At 60.7% G+C, this 16,597-nt stretch carries 9 protein-coding genes and 1 pseudogene; 2 read left to right on the top strand and 8 right to left on the bottom strand.

Annotation, left to right across the window (positions count from 1 at the left end):
- Positions 1–8 precede the first annotated feature (8 nt).
- The 6 genes and pseudogenes from katG to NXS98_RS17860 form a co-directional block, all read right to left on the bottom strand.
- On the bottom strand, positions 9–2,213 hold the full coding sequence (gene katG, locus NXS98_RS01295; RefSeq protein ID WP_283846652.1) for a catalase/peroxidase HPI: 2,205 nt from the start codon (positions 2,211–2,213) through the stop codon (positions 9–11).
- 31 nt (positions 2,214–2,244) lie between these two features.
- Positions 2,245–2,751 carry a Fur family transcriptional regulator gene (locus NXS98_RS01290; protein ID WP_283846651.1) on the bottom strand — a complete coding sequence of 169 codons (507 nt, stop codon included), beginning with the start codon at positions 2,749–2,751 and terminating at the stop codon, positions 2,245–2,247.
- A 199-nt stretch (positions 2,752–2,950) separates the two neighbouring features.
- Positions 2,951–3,808 carry a sugar phosphate isomerase/epimerase family protein gene (locus NXS98_RS01285; RefSeq protein ID WP_283846650.1) on the bottom strand — a complete coding sequence of 286 codons (858 nt, stop codon included), beginning with the start codon at positions 3,806–3,808 and terminating at the stop codon, positions 2,951–2,953.
- 63 nt (positions 3,809–3,871) lie between these two features.
- Positions 3,872–4,027: a hypothetical protein gene (locus NXS98_RS01280; protein ID WP_283846649.1), complete on the bottom strand. Its 156-nt coding sequence runs from the start codon at positions 4,025–4,027 to the stop codon at positions 3,872–3,874.
- Between the two features lie 20 nt (positions 4,028–4,047).
- Positions 4,048–4,347, bottom strand: coding sequence for a hypothetical protein (locus tag NXS98_RS17865; RefSeq protein ID WP_425499920.1), 300 nt, complete (start codon positions 4,345–4,347; stop codon positions 4,048–4,050).
- Between the two features lie 2,458 nt (positions 4,348–6,805).
- A pseudogene (locus tag NXS98_RS17860) lies at positions 6,806–11,770 on the bottom strand (lamin tail domain-containing protein); the annotation flags it as partial.
- 283 nt (positions 11,771–12,053) lie between these two features.
- Here NXS98_RS17860 and NXS98_RS01270 point away from each other — a divergent pair.
- Positions 12,054–12,611, top strand: coding sequence for a Spy/CpxP family protein refolding chaperone (locus NXS98_RS01270; protein WP_283846647.1), 558 nt, complete (start codon positions 12,054–12,056; stop codon positions 12,609–12,611).
- Positions 12,612–12,668: 57 nt separating this feature from the next.
- Here the strand turns inward: NXS98_RS01270 and NXS98_RS01265 are convergent, their stop codons facing one another.
- Positions 12,669–13,997, bottom strand: coding sequence for a right-handed parallel beta-helix repeat-containing protein (locus NXS98_RS01265; RefSeq protein WP_283846646.1), 1,329 nt, complete (start codon positions 13,995–13,997; stop codon positions 12,669–12,671).
- A 61-nt stretch (positions 13,998–14,058) separates the two neighbouring features.
- Positions 14,059–15,561 carry a glucuronyl esterase domain-containing protein gene (locus tag NXS98_RS01260; RefSeq protein WP_283846645.1) on the bottom strand — a complete coding sequence of 501 codons (1,503 nt, stop codon included), beginning with the start codon at positions 15,559–15,561 and terminating at the stop codon, positions 14,059–14,061.
- A 216-nt stretch (positions 15,562–15,777) separates the two neighbouring features.
- Here NXS98_RS01260 and NXS98_RS01255 point away from each other — a divergent pair, with 216 nt between their 5' ends.
- Entirely contained in the window at positions 15,778–16,581 is an 804-nt protein-coding gene (locus NXS98_RS01255; RefSeq protein WP_283846644.1) for an SGNH/GDSL hydrolase family protein, read from the top strand.
- The last annotated feature ends 16 nt before the right edge of the window (positions 16,582–16,597 follow it).

Genomic DNA, 16,597 nt, shown 5'->3' with positions numbered 1-16,597 from the left:
GACGACAATCAAGCGCCGTTGGCCAGGTCAAACCGGTCTAGATTCATGACCTTGTCCCACGCCGCGATAAAGTCGCGCACGAACTTCTCCTGCGCGTCCATGCAGGCATAAACCTCCGCCAGGGCGCGCAGTTGGGAATTGGCGCCAAAAACCAAATCCACGCGCGTGGCCGTCCATTTCAGCTCGCCCGTCTTGCGATCACGGCCCTCGAACAAATCGGCCTCCGGGCTGACAGGTTTCCACTCCGTGCGCATATCCAGCAGGTTGACAAAAAAGTCATTGGTCAGCGTGCCGGGCCGCTGCGTAAAGACGCCGTGCCGGGTCTGGCCATAATTCGCATTCAACACGCGCATCCCGCCAATCAACACCGTTATCTCCGGCGCAGTCAGCGTCAGCAGTTGCGCCTTGTCCACCAGCAACGCCTCTGTCGGCACCGAATATTTGCCCTTCACGTAATTGCGGAACCCATCGGCCACCGGTTCCAACACCGCAAAGGAGGCCGCATCGGTTTGCTCCGGCAAGGCATCCATCCGCCCCGGCCGGAAAGGCACAGGGACGTTGAATCCGGCGTTCTTCGCCGCCTGCTCCACGGCGGCGCAACCGCCCAGCACAATCAAATCCGCCAGCGAGACCCGTTTGCCCCCCTGCGCTGTGCGGTTGAAATCCTGTTGAATGCGCTCCAGCACCCCTAGTACCTTCGCCAGTTGCTGCGGCTGATTGACTTCCCAATCTTTCTGCGGTGCCAGCCGGATGCGCGCCCCGTTGGCGCCACCGCGCTTGTCCGAGCCCCGGAAGGTGGACGCCGCAGACCACGCCGTGTACACCAGTTCTGCAATCGAAAGGCCGCTGGCCAGAATTTTCGCCTTCAGCGCCGCAATGTCCGGCGCCTCCACCAGCGGGTGATTCACCGCCGGGATGGGATCCTGCCAGATCAATTCCTCGGCCGGCACCTCCGGCCCCAGATACCGCGCCCGCGGCCCCATGTCGCGATGCGTCAGCTTGAACCACGCCCGCGCAAAAGCCTCCGCAAACTCCTCCGGATGCTCCATGAACCGGCGCGAGATTTTTTCGTACACCGGATCATACCGCAACGCCAGGTCCGTGGTGAGCATCGCCGGCGCATGACGTTTGTTGGGATCGTGCGCATCCGGCACCGTGCCTTCTCCCGCGCCGCCCTTCGGCCGCCATTGCCACGCGCCCGCCGGGCTTTTGGTCAGCTCCCACTCGTAGCCAAACAAGTTCTGGAAGAAGTTTGTGCTCCACTGGGTAGGCGTCGTGGTCCAGGTCACCTCCAGCCCGCTGGTGATGGTATCCGGCCCTTTGCCCGTGCGAAAACTGCTCTTCCACCCCAACCCCTGCTCCTCCAGCGGTGCCGCCTCCGGCTCGGGGCCAACATGCGACGCCGGCCCCGCCCCATGCGTCTTGCCAAAGGTGTGGCCTCCGGCAATCAGCGCCACCGTCTCCTCGTCATTCATCGCCATGCGCGCAAAGGTTTCGCGAATGTCCCGGGCGGCGGCTACCGGATCCGGATTGCCGTTGGGGCCTTCCGGGTTGACGTAAATCAACCCCATTTGCACGGCCGCTAGCGGATTCTCCAGTTGGCGATCACCGGAGTAACGCTCATCGCCCAGCCACGTCTTCTCTGAGCCCCAGTACACATCCTGATCCGGCTCCCAAACATCCTCACGCCCGCCGGCAAACCCAAATGTTTTGAAGCCCATCGTCTCCAGCGCCACATTGCCGGCCAGGATCATCAAGTCCGCCCACGATATCTTGCGACCGTATTTCTGCTTGATGGGCCACAACAAACGGCGCGCTTTGTCCAGATTCACATTATCCGGCCAGCTATTGAGCGGCGCAAAACGCTGCTGCCCCCGCCCGCCACCGCCGCGCCCGTCCCCAATGCGATACGTACCGGCGCTGTGCCAGGCCATGCGGATAAACAGGGGGCCATAGTGCCCGAAATCCGCCGGCCACCAGTCCTGCGAGTCGGTCATCAAAGCAGCCAGGTCCTTCTTCAAGGCCCAATAATCCAGGCTCTTGAATTCCCTGGCATAATTGAAATCCTTGTCCATCGGATTGGACTTGCTGGAGTGCTGATGCAGAATCTCCAACCGCAACTGGTGCGGCCACCAGTCCCGGTTGGTGGTTCCGCCACCGGCGAATGACTTGCTTGCTTTGCCCGTGAAGGGGCACTGGCTCTGGTTGCTCATAGCAGGGTTTCCTTTCGGTTGAGGTTCATGTTTAAGTTTGATTCCTGACCGCTGACGGGCCAGCCTGGGAAAGGGGCAATGAGCGCGGCGCCACCGTGGCCTTCTGTCTGCACTCCCCGCAACGGCCGCGGAACTGGACTTGATAGTCCTCGATGATAAATTTCCGGGGATGAATCCGCGGCCACGGCATTTGATCCAGCCGCGGATCCTCCACATCCATGATGGCGCCGCACTCCAAACACACCAGATGATGGTGCGGATGCGTCTTGGGATCAAACCGGGCCGCCGAACCTGGATGACACGTCTTGTCCACCAGCCCCAGCGCCACAAAAGTATGTAATATGCGATGCACCGTCATGCGGGAGATTTGCGGCAGTTTCCGGCGCACCACCTCATAAATCTGCTCCGCTGTGGGATGATCCTCCCGCTCCAACATCGCCTCATACACCATCCGCCGCTGGCTGGTCACCGGCAGCCCCGCCTCCCGCAGGGCGGCGCGGAACTGCTCGATTTTTTGTTGTTTGCCGGTTGAACGCATTATACCGCGATGAGAAGATGTATCAGTTGATAATGATATGCAAATAAGTTTTTGCCGCCGGCCAGGCCCGCCCCTCCCTTCGTGCCTCCCCCGCGTTGAGACTGCCTGGTCTGCCTAAAATTATCCGCTGCCCCACAAAAGGCAAACGGCACGCCAGCCCCGCCAGCGTGCCGTCGCCAGAAATGCAATCACTCGTTTTTTAACCCACCATCTCCTTCAAAGCCTTGAAGGAAATTTCGGTGGCTTCCATCGGCGACTTGCCATCCGGGTACGCCTCCTGCTCCAGCGTAATCCATTCCGTCCCGCCGAACTCGATGCACGCCGCAATCACCGCCTTCCAATCCACCGAGTCCTGCCCGATGAACGCCTTCTTGCCCGGCTCATTCCCCACCACCGTCGGCTTGAAGTGCGTGCTCTTCATCCGCCCCGGATACTTCTTCATCATGGCCACCGGGTCCAGCTTGGCAGCCGCCGTCCAGCCGCAGTCCTGCTGCAACACCACATCCTTGCTGGTGTTGGTGGCAAAGAAGTCCCAGAAAGTGGTTTCCCCGAATTTCTTGAACTCCGCCGTATGGTTGTGGTACCCGCAATACATGTTCAGCGGCTTCAACTTCGCCGCCGTCTCATTGAACAAGTCCGCCAGCGCCTTGCACTTGTCTGGATTGGTAAAGTCCCCATCCCCGGGCACAATCAAAAACTTGCAACCGAGCACCTGATGAAACTCGATGGTCTTCTGCAGGTTCTCACCCCGGAAACTTCCCGTCCCAATGTGCGTTGCCGCCACCTTCAACCCCAAATCATCCAGGCGCTTCCGCAATTCCTTGGCCTTGCCGCCGTAATTGTGATACCCGGCAAATTCCACCCCCTCAAACCCCATTTTGGCCACCCGCTCCAGGGCCGCATCGAAATCCTTGGCACAGTCCTGGCGCACAGAATAAAGCTGCAGCGCAATGGGAAGTTTCTTCCGGGCTGCTCCCAGCACTTGCGGTGCCACACTCAAGGCCGCCGCGGCCAAAGCCGTGGTTTGCACAAATTGCCGACGATTGGTTTTCAACATAAGCGTGTATTAATTTTGTAGGGCTACCAATAAGCCCTAACCCGGCCACTGTCCAGCCCGAACTCATGGGCCGGGCAGGGTTACGCCCAGGCGGTAATAGCGTTGTCCGCTGCCACCGCTCTGCACCGGCACCTCCACCCACCGGTTGCTCCCCCCCGCCGGCACACTCTCCAGCGTCAGCCAGTTCGTCCCCCAAACTCCCCAAATACTCCACCACATACACCCGGTTCGACACCGCCTCAAACCGCAGCGTCAAACCCCCACCCTCCCCCAACCACCCCGCCAGCCCCCAGCCGCAACACACTCTCCCGCACCCCAGGATGCGTCCCCGCCACATACTCCTCCCAGTTGCTCATCCCGTCCCCATCCAAATCCCCATCCCGATTGTCCACCCCCACCACCAGCCCATGCGCCACCTCCCACTCGTCCGGCAACCCGTCCCCATCCACATCCACCACTCCCCCCTCCACCGTCACCACCGCCACCCCGCTCGTCACCACCCCATACGCATTGCTCACCACCACCCAATAACTCCCCATCCCCCAGCCCCACACCCGGCACCACCAGCTCCGACCCCGTCGCCCCCACCACCAACACCCCTTCCCGATACCACCGGTAGCTCAACGGCTCACTCCCCAGCCACCACCCCCAACCGCAACTCACCCCCACCCGCACCACCACATTGCTCGGCCCCGCCACCACCCGCGGCCCCTCCTCCAAACTCACCACCGCCACCCCGCTCGTCACCACCCCCGCCGCATTGCTCACCACCACCACATACGCCCCCACATTGCTCGCCCCCAATCCCAGCAACCCCAAAACGCATTCGTCCCCCACCACCGCGTTGGTCCCCTCCCGCCACCACTGGTAGCTCAACGGCTCAGTCCCGCTCGCCACCACCCGCAACAACGCCTTGCCCCCCACCGGCCCGCTCACATTCGTCGGCCCCACCACCACCCCTGGCCCCACCGCCCCCTCCCGCACCACCAGCCGCATCGGATACTCCTTCACCCGCCCCGCCGGATTGCTCACCACCAAACTCCACTGCCCCCCATGCTCCGCCACCACCGGACTCAACACCAAATTCGTCCCCACCGCCCCAGGCACATTGGTCCCCTCCCGCCGCCACTGGTAACTCACACTCCCCACCGCCGCCACCACCGCCCGGATCACCACATTGCTCCCCAACACCACCTCCCGATCCCCCACCGGCTCCACCACCGTCACATTGCCAAAACTGCTCGACAACCCACCCCCCGTCGTCGCTATGTTCGTCACCACCGCCCGATACAAACCCGCCTCCTGCAACAACATCCGCCCCCACCGCAACACACTCTCCCCCACCCACGTGTCGTTCGTCCACACCGGCGTCGCCTGCCGCTGCCACACCAGCCGATATGGCGGCGTCCCCGTCACCACCACCCGCATCACCAACTCCTCCCCCTGCGTCACCAGCTCATGCACCGGCTGCACCGCATACCCCGCCCGCACATACACCACCAACCGCCCCACCGCACTGGTGTCCATCCCATACGCATTGCTCACCACCAGCCAGTACCGCCCCGCCTGCCCCTCCTGCACATTCGCCAAACTCAACACCACATTCGTCCCACTGGCCGTCGCCCATCCCCCCACCGGCGCCCCCTCAAAATACCACTGGTACCCCACCGGCGCCTCCCCCACCACCACCGCCCGCAACACCGCCGTGTTCCCATTGGTCGCCACCACCTCCCCCACCGGCCCCACCACCCGCGCCGGCACGTTCACCACCAGGTTCGCCACCGCGCTCGTCACCACCCCCGCCGCATTCCACACCACCGCCTGCCACTGCCCCTGCTGCCCCTTCTGCACATTCGTCAACACCAGCGTCAAATTCGTGCTCAGATAATAATTCGCCCCGTTCAACCGCCACTGCACCCAGTACGGCGGCGTCGGCCCCACCCCCACCCGCAACACCGCATCGCTAAATGCCAACACCGCCTGACTCGCCGGCTGCTCCACGATCACCGGCGGCACCTGCACCGAGACCCAGGCCACCTGGCTGGTCACACTGGCATGTGGCCCGGTCACAATCACCGCATAATAACCGCTATCCTCCAAAGTGGCCCCCGGCTTGAGGTACACTGGCTGATTTGCGCCGGGAATAGGCTCGCCATTACGCAGCCATTGATAGCTCAGGCCGCGATTGGAGCAGGTTTCCACCGCAAGCTGGATCACTCCGTTGGTGGCCACACTGGTGGCCTGGGGTTGGGCGGTAATGGAAGGCACCCCCGGCATCTGGGGCACAGTCGCCGCGCCCGGAGTAGGCAGCGCCACCACCCAGTTCAAGGGATCGTTGCCGTAGGCCTGACTGTTCAAACGTTGCAAGGAGAGACCCGTGCCGTCGGCCCCACAAGGCCATTCCTGGCCGTCATCATAGCGCACTTTGTCCACCAGCACCGGGTCCGTGGTGTTATCTTCAAACGGCTGGTCCTGCGCCAATTCCACACTCTCCCCGCCGTTGCTTAAATCTCCCTGGTATGGCCCCACTATGGGCACCGAGGCCGCCAGTTGGTAACGAGCGCGAAAGTCAGCCAACAGCTCAGGCTGCAAGATCGGATCAAAATTAACCACCAACAAACGCCCGTCGGGCGGGATAAGGGTTCCGGGGGCAAATGCAAAACTCACACCATCCCGCAAACGATAGCCCGCCCCCGGCTGGCCCATATCCACCGGACTGCCAGAGACATTGTGCAGTTCCACGTACTCATGCTGCTGATTATTGTAGCGGTATCCGTAAAATGACAAATCCTGGGGATGATACATCACCTCGGAGATGACCACCGGCCCCACCGCCGGGCCGGCATTGTTGGTCCCCAGCGTCACCGCCGATTGCGCCACAAAATGGTCCGCCCCAGTGCTGATGACGTGGCGCCCGAAACTCACCCCCGCCGCCGCACCGCCAAAATCAAACCCGTGGTAATAGCCCGTCAACCGTCCCTGTGCATCAGCCGAGAAGAGGTACACTTCATCCCCTTTCGCGCCCAAGGCAAAGCGTTTGGCCGGGTCTGGCGTAGATTGAAAATCGGCTTCGGTGAACACCAGGTAACCGGCGGGAGGAATCACCGTGCCGTCAGGAATCCGAAACTTCTGCGGCGTGCGAAAGTCATCCGTAATGAACCAACCGCCTATAGCCGCCGGCTGGTCATTGGGATTGTAAAGTTCCACTGCGTCCAGTCCGCCGACCAGCGGGCGGCTCAGCACTTCGTTGACATACACCGGCAACAGGAGGGGCGGCGCCAAATCGGCAAGTCCTGGCGACCCTTCAAGCTGTCCCGACGGCCGCCATTGAGTTGGTTCGGACCAGGCCGTCCAAGGAGCGTATTCATCCACCACCGCCAACGCAAAACCCAATCCGTCGGTCAGCCGATACCAGCGATTGTCATACGCAAATTCGAGAATCTTTTCTCCTTGGCCATCGTTCAGGCGCAGCATCTCCCCGCCATTATTCAAGTTACCAGTGTAAGTGCCCGCCACTGGCAGGTTTGTCCCAAAACGGGCCGCAAAGGCCGCCGGATTTTTCACCACCAATACCCGCCCGCCGGGAGGCAGGTTGGTGATAGCCGCGCCGGTGAAATTGAACTGGATGCCCTCCGCAAAATGCACACCCGCCAAATTGAGGGTGACATTGGAGCTGATGTTTGCCAGCTCAATATATTCGTACTCATCGGCATCCAGACTGCTCCCCGGCCATGGTGAAGGACGATACATGATTTCCGTCACCCGCAAAAATTGCTGCGCCAGGCTGGGCGTGGCCGGCGTATTGGTGAACGCCACCAGCCGCCCGGTGTCGTCCACCACCTCCAGCGCCTCGCCCCAGGCGGACATCTGGCCTTCGTAATTGCCACGCACAAACAGCATCTGTCCCCCGCGCGGCCCCACGGTGCGGGTGCGGAAAGCCTTCAAATCCTTCGCCACATAAATCACACTGTTGGCGGGAATCACTGTACCCGGCTCAAAGGTGAACCGCACCCCGCCCCGAATACGCCAGCCGGAAACATCCAGCGCATACGGCTGCGGATTGGTGAAACACAAATACTCCTGGGCCTGATTTCCGCTGGCCGGATTGGCATCCATGTCAAAAAAGCGTATCACCGCATTGGGAGATTGCGCGGGCATCTCGCCGCTGTAGCCCACGTAGATGTTTTGCTCGATAAACAGGCGCCGGTTGACCAGGAAATTGGTTTTAATGACCTCGGCGGCCTGGGGTTGAGTCATGACGCAGCAAGTGCTCGAGGCCTGCCCTTGCCCCCAGGTGCCCCACTTGGCGAGGTCCAGCGCCGCGTCTGGCGCCAGAATCGCCGTCAGTTCATCCACCCGCCGTTCATAGCGCAGCAAATGCGCGGGCGTGGAAGACGCCTGCATGAGCTGAAAATGAAGCTGTTTAATACGGCGCAAATACATCTGGCGGGTTTGTGGAATATTAAACAGCGCATTGACAAAACCGTTGTTGCCCCCGCTGAACAGCGGATTGTCCCAGGTCACCCGGTCATCCCAGTAAGTCCAGGTGTTCGTCCAGGAACGGCCAAAACTCAGGTCCACGTCCCACGCAAACATGGACCACTGGCCGCTGCCTTCGGTATCACGATAAAAGTAATAATTCTTGTGGCAGCAATCCCGGTCGGCGGTCACGATGCGAGCTGCCAGGTAATTAATCACCGCCGGCAGGTTCACATTGTCCATAATCCAGGCCACCCGCGCATTGCCGCTTTGCAGCACGGCGCCATTGAGAAACTCCAGCAGGTCGGCGTTGTTTTCGTTCTTGCGGGTTTTCTTTTCGGCGTAGTTGCCGTTGATGCCGATGGTGGTATCCGCGGCGGAACTGAAGGTGTTGTACATCTTGTAAAAAGCCCCGCGCGGATCCAACCCATTGCGCTTCAAATAGCCGGCATCCCCGTTCTCCATCAGGTGGTAATCGCCATAAAATCCACCATTGGTCTGCACCCGCACCGGAATGGTGAAATGATAAGGTGAACCGGCGTCCCGATAAGTTTCATAAGCCAGTATATTGCGCATCCGCGCCTTGTCCGGATAGGTCGTCATCAAGTTAATGTCATCCACCCGCTCCTGGCCGGGCGCCCAGAGGAAACCATGCCCCGGGTTGAAATCCACATCGTAGCTTTTCTTGGGGAACCCCGCACTGCTTTGGCCGTGCAGGTTAAAGGTCAGATTGTCGTAAAACTCGCCCAGATAATACAATGCGCCCTTGGTGCCGGCGCTGGTGCCGGCGGCATCATGATTTTGCACAAACCAATGCAGCACCGGCAAAGGGGTGGTAATGTTCGTGGCCACGATGGTGCCCAAATACTGCGGCGAATTGACCGGGTCCTCATACAACGGCCAGCGCGACGCCACCCCGCTGGCATCCTCGACCTGCACAAAATAACGAATCATCTGCCCCGGCGCCGCCAGACCGCCAGGAATCCGGGCCGTATAAATGCCGTCCCCCGCCACGGCGTCCCCCTCCGTGCCGTCATCCTTCATGGGCACCGGCACATTCGGACCAAACATAATGCGGTAGAACAAGGTGACCGATTGAATGGCATCCATGGTGGGAGTCACCCGGGCTGTCACCGTCAAGGGCTGCCCAGGGGGCTGCTCCGGCGGCGTATGCTGCACTTCGGTAATGCGCGCGCCCAGGGCGGACGTGCCAAACGCATTCAACGCGCCGGGCGTGGGCTGGGCAAAATACCGCAACCGGTCCGTGGTGAACAGCCGCGTGCGGTAACTCAATTCCGGCAAAATCAGAAAATCCACATTGTTTTCGGCCACATTCAGCCCATGCACCGCCAGGATGTTGGTTCCCGCCTGCAAAGCCCCGCGCAGCGAGGTGATGTCAAAAGTCTCGTATTGCAGCGCCAAATCATCCGCATGCAAGCCGGTGGCCCGTGAATTCCAGGTCAGGTCCTGCCCGGGCAACTGCGTGATGGTAAATTGAAATATCGAGCTGTCATTACTATCCGTGTCAGCGTTGTCCGTGCCACGCGGCGTCAGGGCGAAGTCAAAAAGGTCGCCAACATTGACGCCGGTGATGACCAGATTGGTGGTGACCCCCGTCCCATCCGTGCTCGCAATGGTGCGGGAAAACCGCTCCACCCCGTTGACAAAAAGCTTGCCGGTGACGCCGTTGCCGCCGGCGGTGTCGCGTTTGCGCAGGTGAATCCAGACCGCCACCGAGCCGTTGGCCTCGCTGACCCAGCGGGAAACGGCCCAATGGATGTTGCCACTGTTGCTGCCGTTGGGATGCGTGTTGCCCGGGCTGATTGTCGTCCACGGGGCGCCGGACGGGGTCAAATCCCACGCGCTGCCCGTCCAATAGGAACTGGCAAAAGGCTGGAAATCAGCCGTGTCATAACGCTGATTCGCATCCGTGGTCGCGTTGTAAATTCCGTGATACCAGTTGTTGATGCCCTGCAAACCTGAAAAGTCATTGGTGAAGTTGGCCACCTCCCCTCCGGACGCTGCGCTGGGCGCGTTGCGGCGGGCCACCTCCACCCCGTTTAGATAGGCCACAAAACCATCATCATATTTCATGCGCAAGGTCAGTGCGTCCACCGCGCCGGGGTCCTCCATCACAAACGGCAGGCGGATGTACACCGAGGCGTTGACATTCGACATCAGGTTCAACACATCCGTCTTAATCAACGCGCGGTAAGGAGCGCCCACATTGCCATTGTAAAGGCCCGCAATTTCCGAGGCGGACAGCGTATTGGTGAAAATCAACAGCTCGTCCATCTGCCCGCCATACCAGTAAACATTGTTGGCCATCTTCCCCAAGTACCATGCCCCGCTGGTGGTGAAATCGTTGCGCACAAAACTCTGGGCCGGGTCCGTCACATCCACGCCATTCTTGTAAAACCAGATGCGCCCCGCTGTCCGGTCCACCACGATGGCCACGTGATTCCACTGGTCAAAATCCACCGCCACCAGCGACTTGGCCACCTGGCCCGAACTGCCGTTGCCATGCTCAAAGACCAGCAGCCCATCCTGGGTGTTGTAACTGTTAACGAAAAACTTGAAACCGGCCGTGGTATAACCACCCGCCACATTGGCCACCACATTCTGAATGTTAAACCGGTTGGCTGGCTTCAACCACAGTGCCAGAGTGAAACGCGAGGTGAAATCCCAGTTCGGGAACGTCACCGCCTGGCTGGTGCCGTTGAGGCTCAACGCCCGCCCCACGGTGCGGTCCGCCACAAAACTGGGGCCGCCCTCCAGAGTCCCATGCAGCGTCCCCACCGTGTCCTGCGCATTGCTGGCGTCAAAAGAGTAAACATGCACCGGCTGTTGAAAAGATTGGCCGGCCTCGTTCGGATTGCCATCGTAACCTATCCCATTGGTGCCGGCCACCCACGCCGTGTCATTGAAGGTCAATTCCGTCCAGCTTAACGCCAGGCCGTCACTGGCCGGCACGTGAACGCGCGCCGGCGAGTTGGTGCCCACGAGAATCGTCGGGTCAGCAAACGTGCTGATGCCAAAGGAGATGTCATTGAATTGACGCGGAAAAGCCGGAGCATAAGCAAACACCACGTTGGTGCCGTCCGGTTTGACCAACGCCAGATATTCGCCGCCGGTGGAAAGCTGCCAACTGGTGTGCAAGGGCTGCCCCGGCACCCGGCGGTCCTTGCCGGACGCGAATACAATGAGATACTGGTTGGGCGCCAGGTTGGTGGCCGGAAAACGCCATTTGGTCAAATCATTGGCGCTGTCGGTTAGATACCACCCCTCCATATTCACCGTGTTGGTCCCGGCATTGTAAATCTCCACCCAGTCGGAAAAAGCCCCATCCTCGTCAGCCAGCGTGGAACGGTTGGCGGCCATGAATTCGGTGATTAACAAACGATCCTGGGAGAAAACGGAGGAGGCCAAAACAAAAAATGCCAAGATTCCTCCTAACAATAAACGCAGACCAGTTCGCAACATACGCTTTTTTGGGTGATTGCTTTGGCTGAAAGAAAACACAAATGTTACATTTTCGCAACGCCTTTTCATGGCCCGCCCCCATTTTTTTAGCCCTTGGGAATCAAACCCTTCTGCAATTTCTCATTTTTGTGTAACCATCTTTCCCCAGCCTTCGTCTAACGCATCAAACAGTGCTGGCCGCAGGCCGGGCATCTCCAGATGCCGGTCTGGGCGGCCACGCCAGCCGGAGCCACGGGCAGCCCGGCGGGCGGCAAACTGGCCCGGATAAAACATCAAAACACCTATGAGAAACATGGTTAAGTATGCCTTCACCCTGGCCCTGGCCGGCGCTGTGTCCATGCTGGCTTCAGCGCTCCAGGCGCAACCGGCCGGCGGCGGTCGCGGCGGGTTTGGGCTGGACGAACAACAGCGCAACACCCTGCGCGAGGAAATGCAAAAACAGCAGGATGCGGTGCAGCAACTGAACGAAAAACTGCAGGCGGCCCAACGCGAATTGATGAAAGAAGTCCTGGCCGAAAAGCAGGATGAAAAGAAAATCCGCGAAAAAGCCGAGGCCGTGTCCAAGATTCAAACCGACATCATGGTGCTGCGCGCCAAGGCATTCGCCAGCATCAACCCCACCCTCAAACCTGAACAGAAGGAGCAAATGATTGAAAACCGCTTCAGCTTCATGATGCTCCAGGGCGGCATGATGGGTGGCCCCGGCGCCGGCATGGGCATGCGGCAAGGCGGCCCCGGTGGACAAGGTGGTCCCGGTGCAGCTCCTGGCGGTCCGGGCGGTCAAGGCGGCCGCGGACAACGCGGGGGTGGTGGCGGTGGCGGCGGCCAGAATCGCCAATAATCCCTCCCACGAATTGACTCCACCGGCGCTGAAAAAAATTCAGCGCCGGTTTTCTTTTTAATTCCCCCTGCCCGCCTCCAGCCACGGCATTTCCAGGCGTGGCCGTCCTGCCACCGGATGCCGCGCTCCAAACTCGGCCTCGATTTCTTTCATCAGCGCCAGCAACTTTTCCCGAAACAGCGCCTCGGTTACAGGTTGATTGCGCTCGGCCTTGACCTCGGCATCGTCCTTGAAGGAGAAGGAATGGGCCCAGTTGTCCACGGCCGTATTGCCCCGCGCCAGTTTCTGTTTCTGGCCCAACATAATCCAAGGCTTGGGCTTCTCCGCCGTCCAGCGGCTGTACACCACGTTGCTGCGCACCAAGCTTTGCTGGGCATCCCCCAATGTAATTCCATGCCAGTGATTCACCAGCACCACGTTGCGCTCCACCCCAAACTGCACGAGCGGCCCATCAAAAAAACCGATGCCCTGTAAGGGATTGGGAAAGGGCAGGTCATCCCGTTCCCGCGCCACAATCACGTTGCCTTCAACCCGCACCCCTCGCAAGGTCCCCCGCCCCACGTTGAACAGAAAGGCTTGAATGCCATCATCGTGGTTGTCATCCCCCTCGTCTGCGCCCACAAAATTGTTCTTCACCACGTTCATCCGCACCTTCTGCCCGTCCCGGGTGACGCGGATGCCATCGGCGGAATAATTGGCCACCACGTTGCCTTCGCATACCACCTCCGGGGCGCACAAGTTGATGCCAAACCGGGTGTTGAGCACGTAATTGTTGCGCGCCACATGCCCCCGTCCATGCCGGCCCAGCCAGATGCCGCTTTGCGGTCTGGTCACCCAGTCCTTCGCCGTCCACGACGCCGTATCCAACACGCTAAAGACAAAACAATCCTCCACCACCAATTCATGGCAGGTATCGTCGCCCCGCTCTCCCAACATCACGAGGCTATGGGGTGGTTTCTCCAGCGGCGCGGGTGCCAGCGAGGGAGAAATGGTCAGCCCCTTGATGCGCCAGCGGCTGCCCCCGGCAATCTCCACCCATCCCACCTGCGGCGTATGACCGCGCTCGGACGCCAGGGTAATGAACTCCGCATTGTGTCCGCCCGCCAGACGGATTACCCCATGCCAGCCGCTGCGCAACCAGAGCGTGTCGCCTGCTTTCACCGGCGCCCCCGCGTTGATGGGGCGGCCCTGCGCGTCACGCGATTCAATCAAGCGTGCTGCAATCACCTCCTGCGCCGTCCGCCACGGCCGGGCTGCGCTGCCATCGCCCTGGGGCGAGCCGCGCAGCGGGTCACAATAAAAATCGGCTCCCCAGCCAAGGAGGGTCCATAGCCATACGCCCGCCATCAGCCCACCCATCCTGAGGGTCCCTCGAAGTTCAGCCATCTGTTTCATGTGTATGAATGCACAGGTTGTCCCTCTTGGACGGCGCCAGCATGCCTTTTATTTACGGAGTGCGCGTCGGCGGCGTGTGCCGCAGCATCCGATTCGCCCAGGCCAGAAAATGTTTCATGTTGGACTGGCTTTCATGGCCGCCGTCATGCTGCCGCCAGGCCAATTCCCCCTCCAACAACCCCACGCCCACTGCCGGCATTTGGGCCGTGCGATAATCCTCCTTCACCCCCAAGTCCCGGGCGCCCAAAAGGCGAAACACCGGCTGCGCCGCCACCGCCGCCATGAAGCTGCCCTGCTGGTCCAGCCATAAGGCATCGCCCCGCTCGGGAATCCCGTAACTGATGAACACCAGCCGTGGAGCGCACAGTGCAATCAACATATGCGCGTCCACCGGCAAGTCCGCCGGGGTTTTGTTGCCCCATTTGCCCTCGGCGGCGGCGTACTTCAAAAAATTCCCCGCCATCCAATGGTACTCGCCCGAGCTGGCCAGCGTCTCGACCGCCTCGCCAAAATGACGCCGCAACAAAGTCGCACCGCCCTTGCCCGAGGACGCAATGAAGCCCACCGCAAAACGCGGCTCAAAGGCCAGCGTCACCAGCGCGGCCTTGCCATACCGCGACACCCCCTCAATGCCCACCCGTTTGGCGTCCACGGCCGGGTCCGTCTCCAGATAATCCAGCGCCCGCGCCGCGCCCCAGGCCCATGCGCGCAAAGCCCCCCAATCCTCCGGCTTGCGCGGCTGCCCTTTATTGACCAAGCCTATGATGCCCCGGGTCAACCCCGCTCCATTATCGGCTTGGATGCTGTTAGGATTCAAAATCGCGTATCCCCAACCGTTGGAAATCAATTGTTCGGTGGAAGGCGGTTCCCCACTGCGATTGCCGCCGCCAAAAAAGCCGGGCGGCCCGGGCGCCGCCTCTCCTGGCCGGCGGGGAAAACCGCTGCCAAACCCGCCGAACATCATCAATAACGGCACCGGCCGTTTGGCATCCAGCGGCGTAACCACCGTGAGCTGGATTTCCACGCTGATATTGGTAAATCCCGAATTATCCACCCGGCCCACCACCCGCCGGGCCAGCACCGGATAATTCCCCACCACCCGATCATTGGCTTGCGTTACCACACTCCAGGTTACCTTCGGTACATTTTTGGGTACCCGGCCCAGCACCTCGCGCTCATAATCCTCCACAATCTCCGGGCGCCGCAGCTTCCACCACTGCTCGGCGGTGGTGACCTTCTGGCCATTTTTCAAAGTCAGCGCGTCCGGCAAATCGGGGTACGGGTTGGCCAGGGCCGGGTCATAATTCGCGGAATTTGTGCGCCCCGGTTGGGAGCTGGGGCCGGGCCGCAACCGTGTGATCCCCAACTGCTCCATCATCTGCCGGTGATCCTGCTGCGCCGTCCAGTTCAACGGTTCCGGAGACTGGGCGGGCGCGCCACCAGCCAATGCAATCCCCACACCCACCCCAAGGCCGCAAATCAAACGCCGGGCGTCCTGGCCAGAAACAAGGGAGAATAAAAAGAAAAACAGCCGTTTTTGTTGCGCGAGGTTCATGGGAGTATTTAACCGGCTTCCCAAAATTACGCCACCCTTTTGTGAATTGGCCGGCGTGCCTCGGCCGAACCCGTTGGCTGGCATGCCCCCCACATGGAATGGCCCCAATGACGCAACCCCTCCCAGCGGTGAAGGTCTCTGCCGCCAGACTTGCCAGTTGCTGAAATGTGGCGCAAAATGAAGCAAATTTTACCACACACACACTCAGGATTAATTATGTTGAATCGCATCAGTGGATGGTGGGGCGCGCTGGTCATCGCCGCCGGCGCCCTGTTTTCATGGCCCGGCCTCGCCGCCCCCTCCCCGGAAACCCCGCCCGCGCTTGAGCAACGCCTGGCCTTGCCCGCCCATGACGATGGCCTACCCGGCGCCGGCCCCATCCGCCGCTATGACTGGTTCAAAAACCTCTGGCTCCAACGGCGTACCCTGTGGGCCAAACAGGTGGAACAAGACCAAAACGCCGTCGTGTTTCTGGGCGATTCCATCACCCAGGGATGGGGCGAGCAGCTTAAAAAGCATTTCCCTGGCCTGAAAGCCGCCAACCGGGGCATCAGCGGCGATACCACCCGCGGCGTGCTCATCCGCCTCAAGGAAGATGTGCTGGCGTTGAACCCAAAGGGCGTCGTGCTGCTCATTGGCACGAATGACCTGGAAGAAGGAGCCGACCCGGAAACCATCGCCGCCAATCTTAAGTTGATTCTGGGCGAGCTGAAACGCCACAACCCCCGCATGCCCATTCTCCTCTGTCAGGTCTTTCCCAGCTCAGCGACCAAAAAACGGCCGGCCGACAAAATCCGCCGCATCAATGAACTGTACGCGGCCGCCGTGAAAGGCGACCCCCAAGTGACGCTGCTGGACACTTATACCCTCTTTGCCAACGCCCAGGGAGATGCCAAACCGGAAGAATTTCCCGACCTGCTCCACCCCAACGCGGCGGGCTACGCCAAATGGGCCGGCGTTTTGAAAACTGAACTGGTCCGCCTTCAACTGTGGCAGCCCGCCGCCCCTGTGTCCCCCTAAGCGCCGCCCGCTTTCT

Origin of the sequence: Fontisphaera persica (genome assembly GCF_024832785.1) — a bacterium.
Lineage (GTDB): Bacteria > Verrucomicrobiota > Verrucomicrobiia > Limisphaerales > Fontisphaeraceae > Fontisphaera > Fontisphaera persica.
The sequence above is the reverse complement of the archived record's forward strand: the minus strand, read 5'-3'. Positions and strand labels throughout refer to the sequence as shown.

Excerpts from the sequence above, each read along its gene's own strand:
- katG (WP_283846652.1), bottom strand. The coding sequence starts at position 2,213 with ATGAGCAACCAGAGCCAGTGCCCCTTCACGGGCAAAGCAAGCAAGTCA.
- NXS98_RS01290 (WP_283846651.1), bottom strand. The coding sequence starts at position 2,751 with ATGCGTTCAACCGGCAAACAACAAAAAATCGAGCAGTTCCGCGCCGCC.
- NXS98_RS01285 (WP_283846650.1), bottom strand. The coding sequence starts at position 3,808 with ATGTTGAAAACCAATCGTCGGCAATTTGTGCAAACCACGGCTTTGGCC.
- NXS98_RS01280 (WP_283846649.1), bottom strand. The coding sequence starts at position 4,027 with ATGTGGTGGAGTATTTGGGGAGTTTGGGGGACGAACTGGCTGACGCTG.
- NXS98_RS17865 (WP_425499920.1), bottom strand. The coding sequence starts at position 4,347 with ATGGGGAGTTATTGGGTGGTGGTGAGCAATGCGTATGGGGTGGTGACG.
- NXS98_RS01270 (WP_283846647.1), top strand. The coding sequence starts at position 12,054 with ATGAGAAACATGGTTAAGTATGCCTTCACCCTGGCCCTGGCCGGCGCT.
- NXS98_RS01265 (WP_283846646.1), bottom strand. The coding sequence starts at position 13,997 with ATGGCTGAACTTCGAGGGACCCTCAGGATGGGTGGGCTGATGGCGGGC.
- NXS98_RS01260 (WP_283846645.1), bottom strand. The coding sequence starts at position 15,561 with ATGAACCTCGCGCAACAAAAACGGCTGTTTTTCTTTTTATTCTCCCTT.
- NXS98_RS01255 (WP_283846644.1), top strand. The coding sequence starts at position 15,778 with ATGTTGAATCGCATCAGTGGATGGTGGGGCGCGCTGGTCATCGCCGCC.